We start from the raw sequence: 14427 nt of genomic DNA, 5'->3' as shown, positions 1-14427 counted from the left end.
CCGGGAAGGACATCCGCGCCCTGCAAACCAGCAGCGTTCAAAGGTGTGTTTCCGAGCCGTACCTGCCCTGTTTTTAAGTACGGTTCACTCGGAGATTGCCCCATGCCGCTACGCGTTTGCGCCCTGATCACCAGCCTGGGCTTTTGTGCCCTGGCCCACGCCACGCCAACTCACTACCCGCTCACGGTCGAAAACTGCGGCAGCAGCGTCACCTTCCAACAGGCCCCGGCACGCAGCGTCACCATTGGCCAGGCCGCCACCGAGATGCTTTACGCCCTGGGCGTGGCGGATAAAGTGGTCGGCACATCGTTGTGGTTCAACAGCGTATTGCCGCAGTTCAAGGCGCAGAACGACAAGATCGCGCGCCTGGCCGACAACGAACCGAGCTTCGAAGCCGTGATCGCCAAACGCCCGCAACTGGTGGCTGCCGAACTGGAATGGGTGGTCGGCCCGCAAGGCGTGGTCGGTACTCGCGAGCAATTCCATGAACTGAAGATTCCCACCTACGTGCTGCCCTCCGACTGCGAAGGCAAGGACAACCTGGTGGGTGCCGATGGCACGCGGCTGGAGCCGTTCCGCATCGACACGATCTATAAAAGCATCAGCCAGTTGGCCGAGATTTTCGACGTGCAAGCGCGCGGTCAACAGTTGAATGACGAACTCAAGGCACGCCTGGCCAAGTCGGTCGCCACCGCGCAAGGCAAAGGCCTCAAGCATGCCAGCGCGCTGGTGTGGTTCTCCAGCAGCGAAATGGCTGCCGACCCGTACGTGGCCGGCCACAAGGGCATTCCCGAATTCATGCTGCAAACCCTCGGCCTGCGCAACGTGGTGCAGTCGGACGAAGAATGGCCCGCCGTCGGTTGGGAAACCATTGCCAAGGCCAACCCGACCTTCCTGGTGATTGCGCGCATGGACCGCCGCCGCTACCCCGCCGACGACCATGAAAAGAAACTCGCCTTCCTGCGCAGCGACCCCGTGACCCGCAACATGGACGCGGTAAAAAACAACCGCATCATCATTATTGATGCTCTGGCGTTGCAGGCCAGCATCCGTATGTTCGATGGCCTGGAACAACTGGCCGGCGCCATCGACGGCTACGACCTGCGCAAATGACCCGTACCCTACTCGCCCTCGCTGTGTTGCTGATGGCCGTGCTCGCCGGCACCGCCATCGGCGAAACCGCGATCGAACCGCAGGTGGTGTTGCAGGTGCTGGCCAACAAACTGTGGGCCGCCGGTTACGTGCTCGACCCGATCGACGAAGGCGTGGTGTGGAACTACCGCCTGACCCGCGCCCTGGTCGCCGCCGCGTGTGGCGCCGGGCTGGCCACCTGCGGGGTGATTTTGCAGTCGCTGCTGCGCAACCCGTTGGCCGATCCGTACCTGCTGGGCATCAGTGCCGGCGCCTCGACCGGCGCGGTTTTAGTGGCGTTGATGGGCGTGGGCGGCGGGCTGATTTCGCTGTCGGCGGGCGCGTTCGTCGGTGCCATGGCAGCGTTTGCGTTGGTGATATTGCTGGCGCGGGCCAGCGGCTCAGCCAGCGGCACCGGCCAGATCATCCTCGCTGGCATCGCCGGCTCGCAGCTGTTCAATGCCCTCACCGCGTTCCTGATCACCAAGTCCGCCAGTTCCGAACAGGCACGCGGCATCATGTTCTGGCTGCTGGGCAACCTCAGCGGCGTGCGCTGGCCGTCAGTGTGGCTGGCGGTGCCGGTGGCGGTCGCAGGCCTGGCAGTGTGCTTGTGGCATCGGCGTGCGCTGGATGCGTTTACCTTTGGCACCGACTCGGCGGCTTCGCTGGGCATTCCGGTGCGGCGCGTGCAGTTTGTGCTGGTAGGGTGCGCGGCGTTGGTGACGGCGGTGATGGTGTCGATTGTCGGCTCTATCGGTTTTGTCGGGCTGGTGATCCCCCACGCCGTGCGCCTGCTGCTGGGCACCGGGCATTCGCGGTTGCTGCCCGCCAGTGCGCTGGGCGGCGCGTTGTTCCTGATCGCCGCAGATGTGCTGTCGCGCACTTTGATCAAAGGCCAGGTGATCCCGGTCGGCGTGGTCACGGCGCTGGTCGGCGCGCCGGTGTTTGCGTTGATCCTGATTGGCCGGAGGAATGCCCGATGACGGTACTCAGTTGCACCGGCCTGGGCTTCAAAGTGCGTGAAGCGCAGTTGCTGCGCGACATTCACCTTGAAGTTCAGCCAGGTGAAACCTTGGGCATCGTCGGGCCGAATGGCTCGGGTAAATCCACCCTGCTCAAATTGCTCGCCGGTTTGCGTGTACCTGCTTCGGGCGAGGTGTTGCTGGGCGGCCAGCGCCTAGGCAGCCTGTCGCGCCGCGCCATCGCGCAGCAATTGGCCGTGGTGGAACAGCAGGCCGACACCGACGACGCCATCCGCGTGTTCGACGCTGTGGCGCTGGGCCGCACGCCCTGGCTGTCGGCGCTGAGCCCGTGGTCTGGTGAAGACGACGCCATCGTGCGCCAGGCGCTGCACGATGTGGACGCCACCCACCTGAGCCAACGCGCCTGGCGCAGCCTCTCCGGCGGCGAACGCCAACGCGTGCACATCGCGCGTGCGTTGGCGCAACGGCCGCAGATTCTATTGCTGGATGAGCCCACCAACCATTTGGATATTCAGCATCAGCTGGCGATTTTGAAAGGCGTGCAAGCACTGCCGGTGACCACGCTGATTGCGTTGCATGACCTGAACCAGGCACTGACCTGTGACCGTTTGGCGGTACTGGATCACGGCTGCCTGGTGGCATTGGGTAAACCGCTGGAGGTGCTGACGCCGCAGCGGCTACAGGAGACATTCGGGGTGCAGGCGCATTACCTGACAGACCCGTTCGACGGCGCGCAAATCCTGCGATTGCGCCCAATTTAACTGACTGAACACCGTTAAAATGTGGGAGCTGGCTTGCCTGCGATAGCGGTGTGTCAGCGCACGCTATATCACTGATCCGCCGCCATCGCAGGCAAGCCAGCTCCCACCTTGATCTATAAATACCGCTGCATATGCGTGGTCTGCCACACCGGGTCGGCGTCGACGTCGATGACCTCAAAGCCCTGCCGCCGCCAAAAATCAATCGCACCCGGCAAAAACGGATGGGTGTGCAGGTAAACCACCGCCACCCCATCCGCCTGTGCCTTCGCCTCTAACGCGCGATACAACCTGCCCGCCAGGCCAAAGCGCCGAAAAGCCGGGCGTACAAACAGGCGCACGACTTCCACCGTTTTAAACCCCTGGTAATTCAACCGAGGGAAACGGCCGTCGTAAGGCAAGTAGCCGATCGCCGCGACGATCTGGTCATCTGCACGCGCAATCAGAAAATGCCCGCCGCCCTCAAGGTAGGTGGATTCAAATTGCGCCAAGTCGTCAGGCATCGCCGCTTCGCTGAGCTTAGGGAAAAGCTCGGCACGCGCTTGCAGCACAAAGGTCAGCACCTGGGGAATATCGGCAGCGGTGACCGCGTGAATGTTCATTAACCGCACGCTCGCTGGTAGAGAAGGTAGGCATTGGAGCCCGTCCCGACACACACAAAACCTGCCTGCTCATACATCAGCCTGGCCGGGTTATCCGCCCGCACGCTCAAGCGCAGTTGCGTGAAGCCGCTACGCTTGGCCGCAACCGCATAATCCTTGAGCAACACGCGACCTATGCCCTTACGCCGGTACGCCTCACTGACGCTGATGGTGCAAAGCTCGGCAAAACCGGCGTCAGGCGTCCATAACGAGTAACCCGCAAACTGCCCCTCCAGCGTTGCCACCGTCAGCCGGTCAAAGTTATCCACCCACACAGCCAGGTTTTGCTCCAAGTGCAGCCGCCATGCGGACTCGTGAGCCGGCTCCCAACACTGGATATAGGCCAATTCGCCGCGGTAAATCAGTGGCAGGTCGGTGACGATGGCCGGCCTGAGCGTCACGTGTAAGTTGCACATTGCACTGCCCTTGGTAACTGACGATAAGAAGGCTTGAGATGACCGACGCTGTGAAAAAAAGCGGATTTCATCTAGTCCTGAGCGGCCTGCACCTTAATCTGAGCCGTGATCCACGCACGGCTATGGGCAAGCACTGCCTGCGCCATCGCCACCGGAAAATGAATAAACCCATGGGCAGATTCCGGTAACAGATGGGCTTGCACCTGTGCCGCTATGCCCCAGCGCTCGGCGATCAGCAGGGTGTCGTCTTTAAGCGGGTCCAACTCCCCCACAAACATCAACGCAGGTGGCAGCCCTGTGAAGTCGCCATACAACGGCGACAACGGCGGCTGCCGACGTTCTTCATCACTCAAGCCCGGCGTCAGCATGCGCAGCGCTTCGACCATTCCCGGTCCGTCCAGCAGCAACGTCTGCGGCCCCGCCGTGCGCACGCTCGGTGTGCCGGTCAAGTCGTACACGCCGTAGTACAACACCGCACCGCGCACACGCTTGAGCAATTCAGGCCATTGCTTAAGTGCCAGCAAGGTTGCCGCCGCCAGATGCCCACCGGCAGATTCACCCACGACGAACACCGGCAGATCGGCAAACTCATCACTGCCGAGCAGCCAGCGCGCGGCGTTCAGGCAGTCCTCCATCAGCCCCTCAACCGGCGTGTCCACCGCCAGCCGATAGTCCACCGACACCACCGCCACGCTGCACGCCTGCACCATGCCCAGGTTGAGGTCGTCATCCATCTGCGCATTGCCGATCACCCAGCCGCCGCCGTGGATATCCAGCACCACGCCTTGGGTTTGCCCTTCGGGCCGCAGGATGCGCACGGGCACGCCAGCCACCCGACGGGTTTCAGCCACAGGTGCCTTCTTGATCGTTTGGCTGACCCGCAACAACGCCTGGATCAAACGCGGCGTGATGCAGTTGCGGATTTTGAAACGCGGCAGCCACGCGAGCTTTTTATTGAACCGGCGCATCTGGGCCAGCTCAGCCTCGCTCGCGGGCCAAAGTTTATGAGCCATCAGCGGTTATTACGCAGAATCGAGAAATTCAACGCTGCCGCCACACTCAGCCACGCCAGGTACGGGAACAGAATCAACCCGGTGATCAAGTCCAACCGCAACGCCATCACCACCAACGCCGCCACCACCAGCCACAGCAGCACAATCACCACCATCCCGGCCACGATGTTATGCGCGCCGAAAAACACCGGCGTCCACAGCGTGTTCAGCGCAATCTGCGCCGCCCACAGGCCCAGGGCCAATTGGCTGCCGGGAATCATCGTCAGGCGATAGCCCGCCCAGGCGAGCAGCAGGTAGATGACCGTCCAGGCCACCGGAAACAACCAATTGGGTGGGGTGAAGCTGGGTTTGACCAGGGTTTCGTACCACTGGCCGGGCTTGAAAATGATGCCGGTACTGGCGGCTGCGCCGCAGGCGATGAGGAAAATCAGAAAGATCATGGGCTATCCACTCTCAGGGTTCATTTCAACATAGGACGCGTCAGCAACCGGTAAAAGTTCACAAATCATCCGGCGAAACGATCTTGAGCCAAGGCCAGCGCGCCTGATAACTCCGGGCCTTGGCGGCGAACAATTCAGGCTCGCGGTGCAGCGGGTTAATCCGCAACACGCCCTGCTCCACATCCGCCAACCCATAGGGCGCGTACACTTCGCCGGTGTCGATCTCCAGCCCGATGCAGGTGCCGGCCACCAGGTAACGGTCCACGCCTTGTTTAGCCGAATGCAACTGTGGGTAAGGTCGACCAAAGCGCTCGCCGTACCAAAGGTGCACCCGCGCCTGGTTCTTGACCTCGACATTGACGCCCAAATCCTCAAACAACCGTTCGGCGGCGCGGATCACTTTGTCCTCAGCTTCGTAGGACAGATCCGTGTCGAAGTAAAAGACGTCGTAGTCCTTTACGCCCTGAGCCGCAGGCAAGTTTGACTGATGGTTCCAAACGGCCTGGAACAGGCAGCCCGCCGTGAGCATGCACTGCTCCACGCCGAGGTCGGGCAGGCGCGCGGTGATTTCGGCGTTGATAGGGTTGGCCATGGCCAGCTCGAGCAGGGTTTTGACGGTCAATGTCATGTTTAATCCTTGTGTGTTCAGGGCGGCTCAAGCCACCGACCCTACACGACGGCGGGGAGGGTTTCGTGACAGCAATGTTTCTATACACTTTGCCCGCCCGCCACCAATCGTCAAGGATAAAACGATGCGAATCAAAGAAATGGCCCTCATCACCGCCGCCGCTTTGCTGCTCACCGCCTGCAGCGACAGCCCGTCGGACGCCGACATTCAAGCCGCACTGCAACCCAGGCTGGAAGGCGCGTCCTGCATCAAGGCGGCGATGTTCAACCGCTTTCCGGTGACCTTGAGTGACAGCGCCATGAGCGGCACCTCCAGCGCCAACCAGCCCGCCTTCGACGCACTGACCGACGCCGGCCTGCTCACCAAAAGCGACAAAACCTACAGCCTCACCGACAACGGCCGCGCCGCCTACGTGCAGCAAGAGTCCGGGTTTTGCTACGCCCAGGGCTATGAAATCGCCAAGATCCAGAACATCGCCGCCAACCCCAACCCGATGGGCACCGCCGTGGATAAATCCTGGGTGGTGACCGTGGACATTCGCCAGAAGACCATCGCCGACTGGGCCAACACCCCGGCGATTGAAAAACTGGCGCGCAACCCGGAAAACCTCTCCGAAGTGCCCAAAACCTACACCGTGGTAGTGGGCCGCTTGAAGGGTGAGCAAAGGTTGAAGCTGATCGACCCACGGTTTTCGATCATGCGTGGGGTTGGGGTGAACCAGGCCTATTGACCAGCACAGAGGATGTAATGCCCTGCACAACCTTGCTCCATTGCCTACGCGTGCGTCAGAATCCGCCGGCTTGTGTGCTGAGGTGGCCGTCTCTAAGGTGGCTCGGTCGCTGAATGTTCAGTGATCGGGTTTAGTAGCCCACGGTTTAACCTAACAAGTGCACAAGCTTCATCCGTCAGACGTTTCTGTCTGTGCTTGATGGTGGCTGTGCGTAGGGCGTCCTCGGGCGCGCCGGTTTTGTTAGGTTCCACCGGTCTACTAACCTGCGTACAGCTACCGCCTTTTCGTTTAGTAGCGATGGGGTTGTAGCCCAAGCAAGGAACTTAACAATGGCTAATGACACAACAGACTCAACCACCCTCTTCACCGTCATCCCCGACGCCAGCACCGAAACCCTCATCACCAACAGCTACGAAACCTTCGCCTCGGTCAGCACACTACTGCTCGACCTGTCCGAAGACCTGTGCGGCAAACACCGCGACATCGCCCTGGCCATCCACCAACTGAGCGAACTGGGCGTGCTGCTCACGGCCAAATTGCTCGACCGTGAAGCGCCCTGCCCTGGCTGATAAACAGCCCAAGGCAGCGCCGCTGATGGCGCTGCCTTCAATTAACCCCTGGGAACGAATCAACGTACTGAATGGTGAAGTCAGGAAAGGAGTCAACAATCTGGATCTTGTAGTCGGGGAAGCTCTCGACTGTCTTCCACTTGCCGGCCGAATCGGGAAAACTGCTCACCTGTTTTACCTTAAGGTCAGGGAAACTGTTTACTACCTTGACCTTATAATCCGGGAAGCTACTGACGAACTTGATATTGCCGTAAATCTTCGACACATCAACAGTCGTATCCGCTTGAGCGCCGAAGGCACACGCCAGCAGCAGCGACGCAACAGCAACCTTAAACATGACAGCCTCATCCTGAGAAATAAAAGGCGCCCAGTCTAACGCCCTGCGCGCGCAGCGTCCTGCACTGCCGGGTTCTTAACCCTTCAACTCACCCGCGCGATTACTCGCCGCATCGTCGTAAGCCACATACAAGGATTCGGCGATCTGGCTTTTGATGGCTTTGGTGGATTCCAGGCCCAAGACAAATCCTTCAGCTTTGCCGCCAGCGCGGTTGAGTTCTTCGTGGGTGGAGGCGCCGGTGATGGCGTCAAGGAGCTTGATGGCGTGAGGACCGACGCCTTTTGGGAGGGAGATTTGGTCGATGGACATGGCGATACCTTGAGAAAAAATGATCGGGAGCGCGTGGGCCACTGCCGGGGGATGCCATGGTAGACCGGTTGGCGGGGAAAGAGGTTGTTTTCGGCTAAAAGCAGACATTGGCGAGTTCTCTTTTTGTACGCCACAAGCATCGTCAGTGTGGTAAGCGAACACGCCGGACTGCTTCAACCGTTGAGTTCTCGAAATGCAAACGTAAATTCCACTACATTCACATGCCTCCTTGAAATTTAACCGACGGCGCAACACGGCCAGCTTCACTTTTATTTATATAAAGAGATGTTGGTCTGTTCCATATCCAGCACGTCCTCACTCGGTCTCTCTGGGAGAAGTGCCGCATTGGTCGCACTCGGTTGCAGCAGCTGGCGTACTGAAAGCTGGCAACCAGCTGATTTTATTAATAAATATTTTTATGAAAATTAAGACATTGCACTCCATGCTGGCTAATGGCAATTTCTCATTTGGATCAGGCCACCACTGAATGGAAACGACATGCCAAATACTTATAATATTTACAAAATTAAACACCATAAAATAAAACAACTAAAGGAGAAGCTTAAATCCGTAGGCCTGATCGAGCAGAAAACCCTTCCCATCGCAAACTACTCTAAGACTTTTTATTTTTCAGAAAACATTGAAGGAAATAATGTTTGGTGGTGGGAAACATATAGAGAATTTTTCAATGACAAGGTAAAAGAGCCAAAGAACAAGTTTAACTTTGGCGTACTACTATGCCAATGCCTAGAGAACCAAGAGCAAATCTATGCAGTGAGCCTGGGGAAGTCTCACTTTTATCTTTCCAAATTTATTTACCTTGATTTCGGGATTGATCTCGCAATACGCGTTGCAGACGAGAACTCAATACTTTTGAAAAAAAGCCGCTACTTCACGGGCACAAAACGACAAGACGTGTCTTCCTATAAGCAGTTCCAGATAGATAACTATGAAGCCGGCGAGTCGGTCGACCATTTAAAACTCAAGGCCGCTAACAAGGAAATATGGGGTGAGCGCAACATAATTTTTGCCGATTCCATTCAGATGGATATGGACAAACAACCTTTGGAATTATCCGCAATTTTCCAACAAATTGATGAAAGTTTTCGTGGTGAAAAGATTATCAATCTGCCTAAGCTTGAGTCAGTAAGTGCCGAAGCAGGAACTGAGCTTGACAAACTATTGCTCCAGCACCTAAAGAGTGCAAACGGTCAAGTTTTCATCGAAGAGTTTCAGGTGCACGGGATAGCTATATGCTTTAGTTTCCATGATTACGATTATGAAATTAAAGCAAAAGGGGAACAGGGCAATCATCGCAAGCTTTTGGGCAATACCATTGATATTCAATCTATTTCGGAGTTCCTGAGCGACCATCTCGACATCACTGATATCAACAACATTACTGTTCAATTCAAAAGCGAAGATACGGGCCGATTCACACGAAACCTGAAGGAAATCCTCGACTGCCCAATCGAATACGAAGAGCAACAGTACTTTCTAAAGAATGGTGAATGGTTTGTCTTTAATCAAACGTTCATGAACTACCTGAAGCGATCACTAGGCAGTATTGAAATAAAACTGGAGGAGCCACTGATTGAATCTGAATTCATTACCTGGCAAACAGAAAAAAGGAAAAACGCGAAACCAGACGACGACAAAATTGACTATCGAGAAGCGTATTTTAATCAAAAAATATGCAGCGAACGTGGCTATCAACTTCTAGATCGGGTCCTGACAGACATTAAATCACTCGAACAAAAAAGACGAAGCTATCAAGTTGAAGTTGCCGACATATATAATAATGGAGAAATTATATCGGTAAAAATCTCAAAGAAAAAACCAGAGCTAATCTACAATATCGAGCAATCCCGAGATGCCATTACATTGATAAAAAACAAGACAATCAAGTTTGATAGAAAATTTCATGGTGCGGCACTTTGGTTCGTATTTGAAGAAAATGTAGAAAAAATCACCGATGTTAACTCTATTCAATTTCTTTTGGCCGTAGAGTCCTGGCACAAGTTGGTTATAAACCACGGACTCATCCCTAAAATCTACATATCCAAACACGAGAGAGACGTTAAGAAAAAAAAGAAGAAAGAAACGTAAATCTCTTTACAAACTTTAAAACACATAACATAAACCAACTACAAAGTGGGCAGATTTATTTTTACGAAAATAAATTTGCCCACCTTCCCTCACCTGCGCACACTTATTATTCGTCTTCTATCAACCTTTTTAACAATGAATAAGTCAGCTCTACTTCGGTCGCTTGGATTTGTATTGGCACTTCCAGACTCATCGGAGCACGGAGTTGGTCTGATAATATTTTCACATCTAACTTCGTAAGGCTCTGAGGGGGGCGAATCAAATAAATGCGATCCGTAGTGACAGCTTCTCCGCTTTGTATTTTCCCTAAGCGGAACACGACTGTAGCCTTATTTCCAACCTTATCTAACGAGGCTTTCGAGCTTGCCAGGTTATATATACTTTCCCTCTTGGGAGCGGCTAATAAATTTATTTTTTTCTCAGGTTTTGGAAGCAGATTGTGGTCGGTAACCACTTGAAAATTCTCGCTGAGAGGTATCTCAACATTAATACTCACATCATTTGCAAAACTGCTACCGGTATTGCGGAGCAAAAATTTTATGCTTAATAAACCAGCACGCTGCTGTATGAATGCCGCTTTCTCTCTGTAATAATCTTCATTTATCCTAGTCATCGACGGAAGAGTAAACCGGGAGTAAGGAGTCGAAGCTTTATATTCAATATAATCAGGCAATTCCTGATCGATTAAAACGTTCTGATATTCGAAATCCAGCGTGGCCGGTTCTCCATTGGCATTCACAGTCTCTAATTCAAGTACGGGTGCATATGACTGGGTTGACTCAACCTTGGCCTCGCCCATTTTTGCAATCTCGGTTGGGCTCGCGATATCTGTCGCTGAGCCTCGGCGAACGTAGACAATATTCGGTAGTACTTTGCCGTACTGTTGTTTGGCATACACTGGCCGATCTTGGACAGGAATCGTGTACAGGCCTAGCGTCAACCCTTTGTACTTAACTAGCCTATACGAGAACTGAACGGGTACGTTTGTTTTACCGTTGATAAACTGTTGCAGCCGGGAGTCGTCAAGGTCCCTATCAAGTCCGACAACGTCAAGCGTATTACTTACTCCGATCAGAATATACGCTGGCTCACTCCTCCAGGCATTCACAAACGCCAATACATCTTTGAGTAACTCTCCTTTCTGGTCGGGCGTTGCCCCATCATGCGGGTACTGTTGTACTTTGTAATCAAGGGTGGTGCCTTCACCTTTGTAAAGAAGCGTATCTATTAAAGCTTCATCATCCATTGTTATATCGCACTCACAGAAGTCGCATGAGGTGTCATTGCGACAGAAATCCTAGGAAAAGTGGAGTCATATTTTAAATAATTCTTTTTTGATCTGACAAAAATTTCCACTCGCGAAAATTAAAAGTGCTTTCTCATAAATACATGAGAAATTAATAAAGATCCCTCCGAAACACCCGACAACAGAGGGCTTCAGTTCTTCGCTAGTCATTAGGTTTATGTTTGTGGATAGGCAAAGTCGGATGGTTTTTATCGTTGGGCGGATTCACGTGTCTTCTGCGATCCTCCTTGCCGTCTTCGCGCTTGGGTTTCGGACCTGGCTTGATATCAGTAAACATACCCACTCCTATAAAGAACGGTAGTTGAGAAGCTATGAAAAAGTAGCACATAGCCATTCATCTAGCTCATTTTTCTGAAAATAATCTGGACCGTCTAAGCTGGGTCCCTGGACCTTTGCAGCAACACTAGGTGAGCGGGCCTAATTTTGTGAACCGGTGACTGAACGCTTCTAGCCAAAAACTACCCTCCCCAACTACCCGCTACCAAACAAACATAGACGCATACATCATTCCCCAACCCGCCCCACCAACACCCCAAACAACTCCCCCCGCGGCATCTCACTCAGCGCAATCCCCGCGTTCTCAAACCACTCCTCCCCCGCTTCCGGATGCGGCCCACTCAACACCACCACGCCCTTCTCATACCGATACCGCGCCGCCGCCACATCGCCATTGCGATACGTCGCAATCACCGTATACGGCGCACGCCCATCAGCCTTGGGAAAATACGGCCCGTCCTGATAGAACACGCTGTCCGGCTTGCCATCCCACACCACTCGCACCGCCGCGTCTTCGATCCCGCGCACTTCAAACCCCGGGCGCCCGGCTTCGGAGTCGAGGTCCTGGGGTATCAACCCGAAGTTGCTGTTATCGGCAAGATAAGCGCCCATGCATAACCCCAGGTAACGCCCGCCCTTGGCCACATAGTCGCGAATGGCGTCCACGCGTGCATCACCGAAGCTGTCGAGCGCAGCCGGAATATCCTGCCCACCGCCCGGCTGAACATAGAGGTCGTAGCGCGCGAGGTTCTGCGGAGTGATGTCGATCGCTTCATCCGCGCCCACAAAGTCGATCTGGTAGTTGGGGCTGAGCCGCAGCAAGGCGTTTTTGACGTTCTCGGAACAGTCATCACAGCCCGCCGGGCCACGGTAGATGGCGACGTGGGTGATGGGCGTTGCGGCCTGTGCCCAAGGTGATTGCACGGTGGCGAGTACAAAAAATGCAGCAGCGATGGCGGGCAGTTTCATGGTTGTGGGCTCAGCGAACAGGGGGTCGGGTTGTTCAAAGCCTATATCGAACGCGACTTTGAATTCGTTAACAGTTGTAAATCAGCTACTGTCGCCTGAAACCACATTCGCCAAGAGGGCCTGTTATGGAGCTGAAGTTCAGCCACGTCGATGTACTGGTCGAGAACCTTGAAGAGACCTGCGCTTATTACGCCAAAATCCTCAAGGCCAAAATCTCCACCACTCAAGTCTGGAATCGCGGCGGCTTTCATGTGCGGTATGCGGTGGTGCTGATGGGCCAGGAGCGTTTCATGCTGGTGCAGCCGGTGGCGGGCAACTTGCGCGAGTTGTTGGACGCCCACGGTGAGGGGATGATTTATCGGCATTGCTACACCACGCCGGATATTGAGGTGGCCTATGCCGAGTTGATGGCCGAGGGTGTGCAGCCGCAGGATGAAAACGGCCGGCCCTTGAGCCTGGCGGATCTGCAATCGCCGTCCGGCACGCGCATCATTTGGTTGCCCAAGCGCTTTGGGCATTTCTCCATCGAGATTCTGGAGGAGAAAGGCTTGGAGGCGTTTATGCTGGCCGCGTTTGCTTGAACGGCGTTGCATTGGCTGTCTACATGAGGATTACTGTAGGCCGCGCCCATCTGCGAGATAACCCGCCATGTTTGAATTCACCGCCCTCGTCACCTATATCGCCGTGGTGCTCGGCCTTTTCCTGATCCCCGGCCCTTCCGTGCTGCTGGTGCTCACCCGCACAGTTCAAGGCGGGCGCAAGGTCGGTGTTGCGACCGGGCTGGGCGTGGCGTGCGGCGATTTGATTCACACCCTGTGCGCGGCGTTGGGGCTGTCGGCGATTCTGATGACTTCGGCGGCGGCGTTTAATGCGGTGAAGTGGGCCGGTGCGGCGTATCTGATCTACCTGGGCGTGCGGGCGTTCATGGCAAAAACCGGCACGCATGCGCGGCTCGAGTTGCCTGCGGTGACGCCGCGCCAGGCGTTTTTCCAGGCGATTGGGGCTGAGGTGTTGAACCCGAAAACCGCGATCTTCTTCCTGGCATTCCTGCCGCAATTTGTACACCCGGAATCGGGTTCGTCGCTGGTGCAGTTTGCGGTATTGGGCTTGATCTTTTCGGTACTGAGCGCGGTTTATACAAGTTTGCTGGCACTCTCGATTCGGCCGTTAAGTCGCGGGATCAAGGGGCTGGCCAAGCTGCGTCGGTGGGAAGGCAAGATCATCGGCACGCTGTTTATGGGGCTGGGGTTGAAAGTGGCGTTTCAGCAACGGTGACCACGCTGGAACTGCAGATCCGCCTAATTAACACTCAGCCTGTTAAGCTGGAATCAAGTCATCCGACAAATACTCCTCGACGCAGAAGGAGCCCGCACCCACACTGCCTACAAAAGCGAGCGCGTCGCGCGCCACATCATAATAATAGATATCGATATTAATAAGGAAAGGTGCATTGTCGAATCGTTTGAAAAGCCAATCTGCAAGAGGCTTATCTGTCAGTACATGAACTCGCGATTCTTGCCCTGGCCACAGTGATAGCCATAACAGCTCTGCGCATGCTCGGTCACGCGAGCTTGTATTCGGATTACCCCTAGACGTTTTATAAGTGCTCGTACTAACCCCACCAATCACGACCCCTTCGAAAAATATATCAAACTCATGCACAGGGCCTTTAGCACCGACGACAAGTTTTTTGGATTCAGCGCGACATGAGAAGACCCTTGAGCATGCCAACCGCGCTTGATTTTCCACATCGAGCCTTTCGCGCTTAGTCATTGCAACCTGTTTATCTTTATTGTTGGCATTGGAAATCAT

Annotated in this window: 18 protein-coding genes; 8 read left to right on the top strand and 10 right to left on the bottom strand. The window is 55.1% G+C overall.

Features of this window, described 5'->3' with window-relative positions:
* Positions 1-102 precede the first annotated feature (102 nt).
* From FFI16_RS06915 to FFI16_RS06905, 3 genes are read left to right on the top strand one after another with little or no spacing between them, the layout of a single operon-like run.
* On the top strand, positions 103-1113 hold the full coding sequence (locus tag FFI16_RS06915) for an ABC transporter substrate-binding protein (RefSeq protein ID WP_138814659.1): 1011 nt from the start codon (positions 103-105) through the stop codon (positions 1111-1113).
* Complete coding sequence (locus FFI16_RS06910) at positions 1110-2114, top strand: iron ABC transporter permease (protein ID WP_138814658.1); 1005 nt, start codon at positions 1110-1112, stop codon at positions 2112-2114. The genes FFI16_RS06915 and FFI16_RS06910 overlap by 4 nt, the downstream gene beginning before the upstream one ends.
* Positions 2111-2875, top strand: a complete 765-nt coding sequence (locus FFI16_RS06905; protein ID WP_138814657.1) for an ABC transporter ATP-binding protein — start codon at positions 2111-2113, stop codon at positions 2873-2875. The genes FFI16_RS06910 and FFI16_RS06905 overlap by 4 nt, the downstream gene beginning before the upstream one ends.
* Before the next feature lie 113 nt (positions 2876-2988).
* On the opposite strand, the gene FFI16_RS06900 is transcribed toward FFI16_RS06905, so the two are convergent.
* The 5 genes from FFI16_RS06900 to FFI16_RS06880 all read right to left on the bottom strand — a co-directional run bounded on the left by FFI16_RS06900 (position 2989) and on the right by FFI16_RS06880 (position 6010).
* Positions 2989-3474, bottom strand: coding sequence for a GNAT family N-acetyltransferase (locus tag FFI16_RS06900; RefSeq protein ID WP_138814656.1), 486 nt, complete (start codon positions 3472-3474; stop codon positions 2989-2991).
* A complete protein-coding gene (locus FFI16_RS06895; RefSeq protein ID WP_138814655.1) occupies positions 3474-3929 on the bottom strand; it encodes a GNAT family N-acetyltransferase in 456 nt (151 codons plus the stop codon). The genes FFI16_RS06900 and FFI16_RS06895 overlap by 1 nt, the downstream gene beginning before the upstream one ends.
* Positions 3930-4000: 71 nt before the next feature.
* Positions 4001-4942 carry an alpha/beta hydrolase gene (locus FFI16_RS06890; protein WP_138814654.1) on the bottom strand — a complete coding sequence of 314 codons (942 nt, stop codon included), beginning with the start codon at positions 4940-4942 and terminating at the stop codon, positions 4001-4003.
* A complete protein-coding gene (locus FFI16_RS06885; protein WP_138814653.1) occupies positions 4942-5382 on the bottom strand; it encodes a TspO/MBR family protein in 441 nt (146 codons plus the stop codon). The genes FFI16_RS06890 and FFI16_RS06885 overlap by 1 nt, the downstream gene beginning before the upstream one ends.
* A 58-nt stretch (positions 5383-5440) precedes the next feature.
* Positions 5441-6010, bottom strand: a complete 570-nt coding sequence (locus FFI16_RS06880; protein WP_138814652.1) for a nucleotidyltransferase family protein — start codon at positions 6008-6010, stop codon at positions 5441-5443.
* Positions 6011-6134: 124 nt separating this feature from the next.
* On the opposite strand from FFI16_RS06880, the gene FFI16_RS06875 reads away from it, so the two are divergent.
* A complete protein-coding gene (locus FFI16_RS06875; RefSeq protein ID WP_178112643.1) occupies positions 6135-6740 on the top strand; it encodes a hypothetical protein in 606 nt (201 codons plus the stop codon).
* 329 nt (positions 6741-7069) lie between these two features.
* The gene (locus FFI16_RS06870) at positions 7070-7309 is read left to right on the top strand and encodes a DUF6124 family protein (RefSeq protein WP_138814651.1); all 240 of its coding nucleotides are present in this window, start codon (positions 7070-7072) and stop codon (positions 7307-7309) included.
* Between the two features lie 37 nt (positions 7310-7346).
* Here FFI16_RS06870 and FFI16_RS06865 read toward each other — a convergent pair whose 3' ends face one another.
* Both FFI16_RS06865 and FFI16_RS06860 read right to left on the bottom strand, forming a co-directional pair.
* Positions 7347-7646: a hypothetical protein gene (locus tag FFI16_RS06865; RefSeq protein WP_138814650.1), complete on the bottom strand. Its 300-nt coding sequence runs from the start codon at positions 7644-7646 to the stop codon at positions 7347-7349.
* 75 nt (positions 7647-7721) lie between these two features.
* Positions 7722-7955 (bottom strand): hypothetical protein, encoded by a 234-nt coding sequence (locus FFI16_RS06860; protein ID WP_053132588.1) that lies wholly within the window; start codon positions 7953-7955, stop codon positions 7722-7724.
* A gap of 498 nt (positions 7956-8453) precedes the next feature.
* Here FFI16_RS06860 and FFI16_RS06855 point away from each other — a divergent pair, with 498 nt between their 5' ends.
* Entirely contained in the window at positions 8454-10064 is a 1611-nt protein-coding gene (locus tag FFI16_RS06855; RefSeq protein ID WP_138814649.1) for a DUF6119 family protein, read from the top strand.
* A 106-nt stretch (positions 10065-10170) separates the two neighbouring features.
* Here the strand turns inward: FFI16_RS06855 and FFI16_RS06850 are convergent, their stop codons facing one another.
* Positions 10171-11310, bottom strand: a complete 1140-nt coding sequence (locus FFI16_RS06850; protein WP_138814648.1) for a helix-turn-helix domain-containing protein — start codon at positions 11308-11310, stop codon at positions 10171-10173.
* Positions 11311-11874: 564 nt separating this feature from the next.
* Positions 11875-12615 carry a BPL-N domain-containing protein gene (locus FFI16_RS06845; RefSeq protein ID WP_138814647.1) on the bottom strand — a complete coding sequence of 247 codons (741 nt, stop codon included), beginning with the start codon at positions 12613-12615 and terminating at the stop codon, positions 11875-11877.
* A 125-nt stretch (positions 12616-12740) separates the two neighbouring features.
* Here FFI16_RS06845 and FFI16_RS06840 point away from each other — a divergent pair, with 125 nt between their 5' ends.
* Both FFI16_RS06840 and FFI16_RS06835 read left to right on the top strand, forming a co-directional pair.
* On the top strand, positions 12741-13196 hold the full coding sequence (locus FFI16_RS06840) for a VOC family protein (protein WP_138814646.1): 456 nt from the start codon (positions 12741-12743) through the stop codon (positions 13194-13196).
* Positions 13197-13263: 67 nt separating this feature from the next.
* On the top strand, positions 13264-13890 hold the full coding sequence (locus FFI16_RS06835) for a LysE family translocator (RefSeq protein ID WP_138814645.1): 627 nt from the start codon (positions 13264-13266) through the stop codon (positions 13888-13890).
* A gap of 42 nt (positions 13891-13932) precedes the next feature.
* Here FFI16_RS06835 and FFI16_RS06830 read toward each other — a convergent pair whose 3' ends face one another.
* A complete protein-coding gene (locus tag FFI16_RS06830) occupies positions 13933-14427 on the bottom strand; it encodes a hypothetical protein (RefSeq protein ID WP_138814644.1) in 495 nt (164 codons plus the stop codon).

This window comes from Pseudomonas sp. KBS0710, assembly GCF_005938045.2.
Taxonomy (GTDB): Bacteria; Pseudomonadota; Gammaproteobacteria; order Pseudomonadales; family Pseudomonadaceae; genus Aquipseudomonas.
The sequence above is the reverse complement of the archived record's forward strand: the minus strand, read 5'-3'. Positions and strand labels throughout refer to the sequence as shown.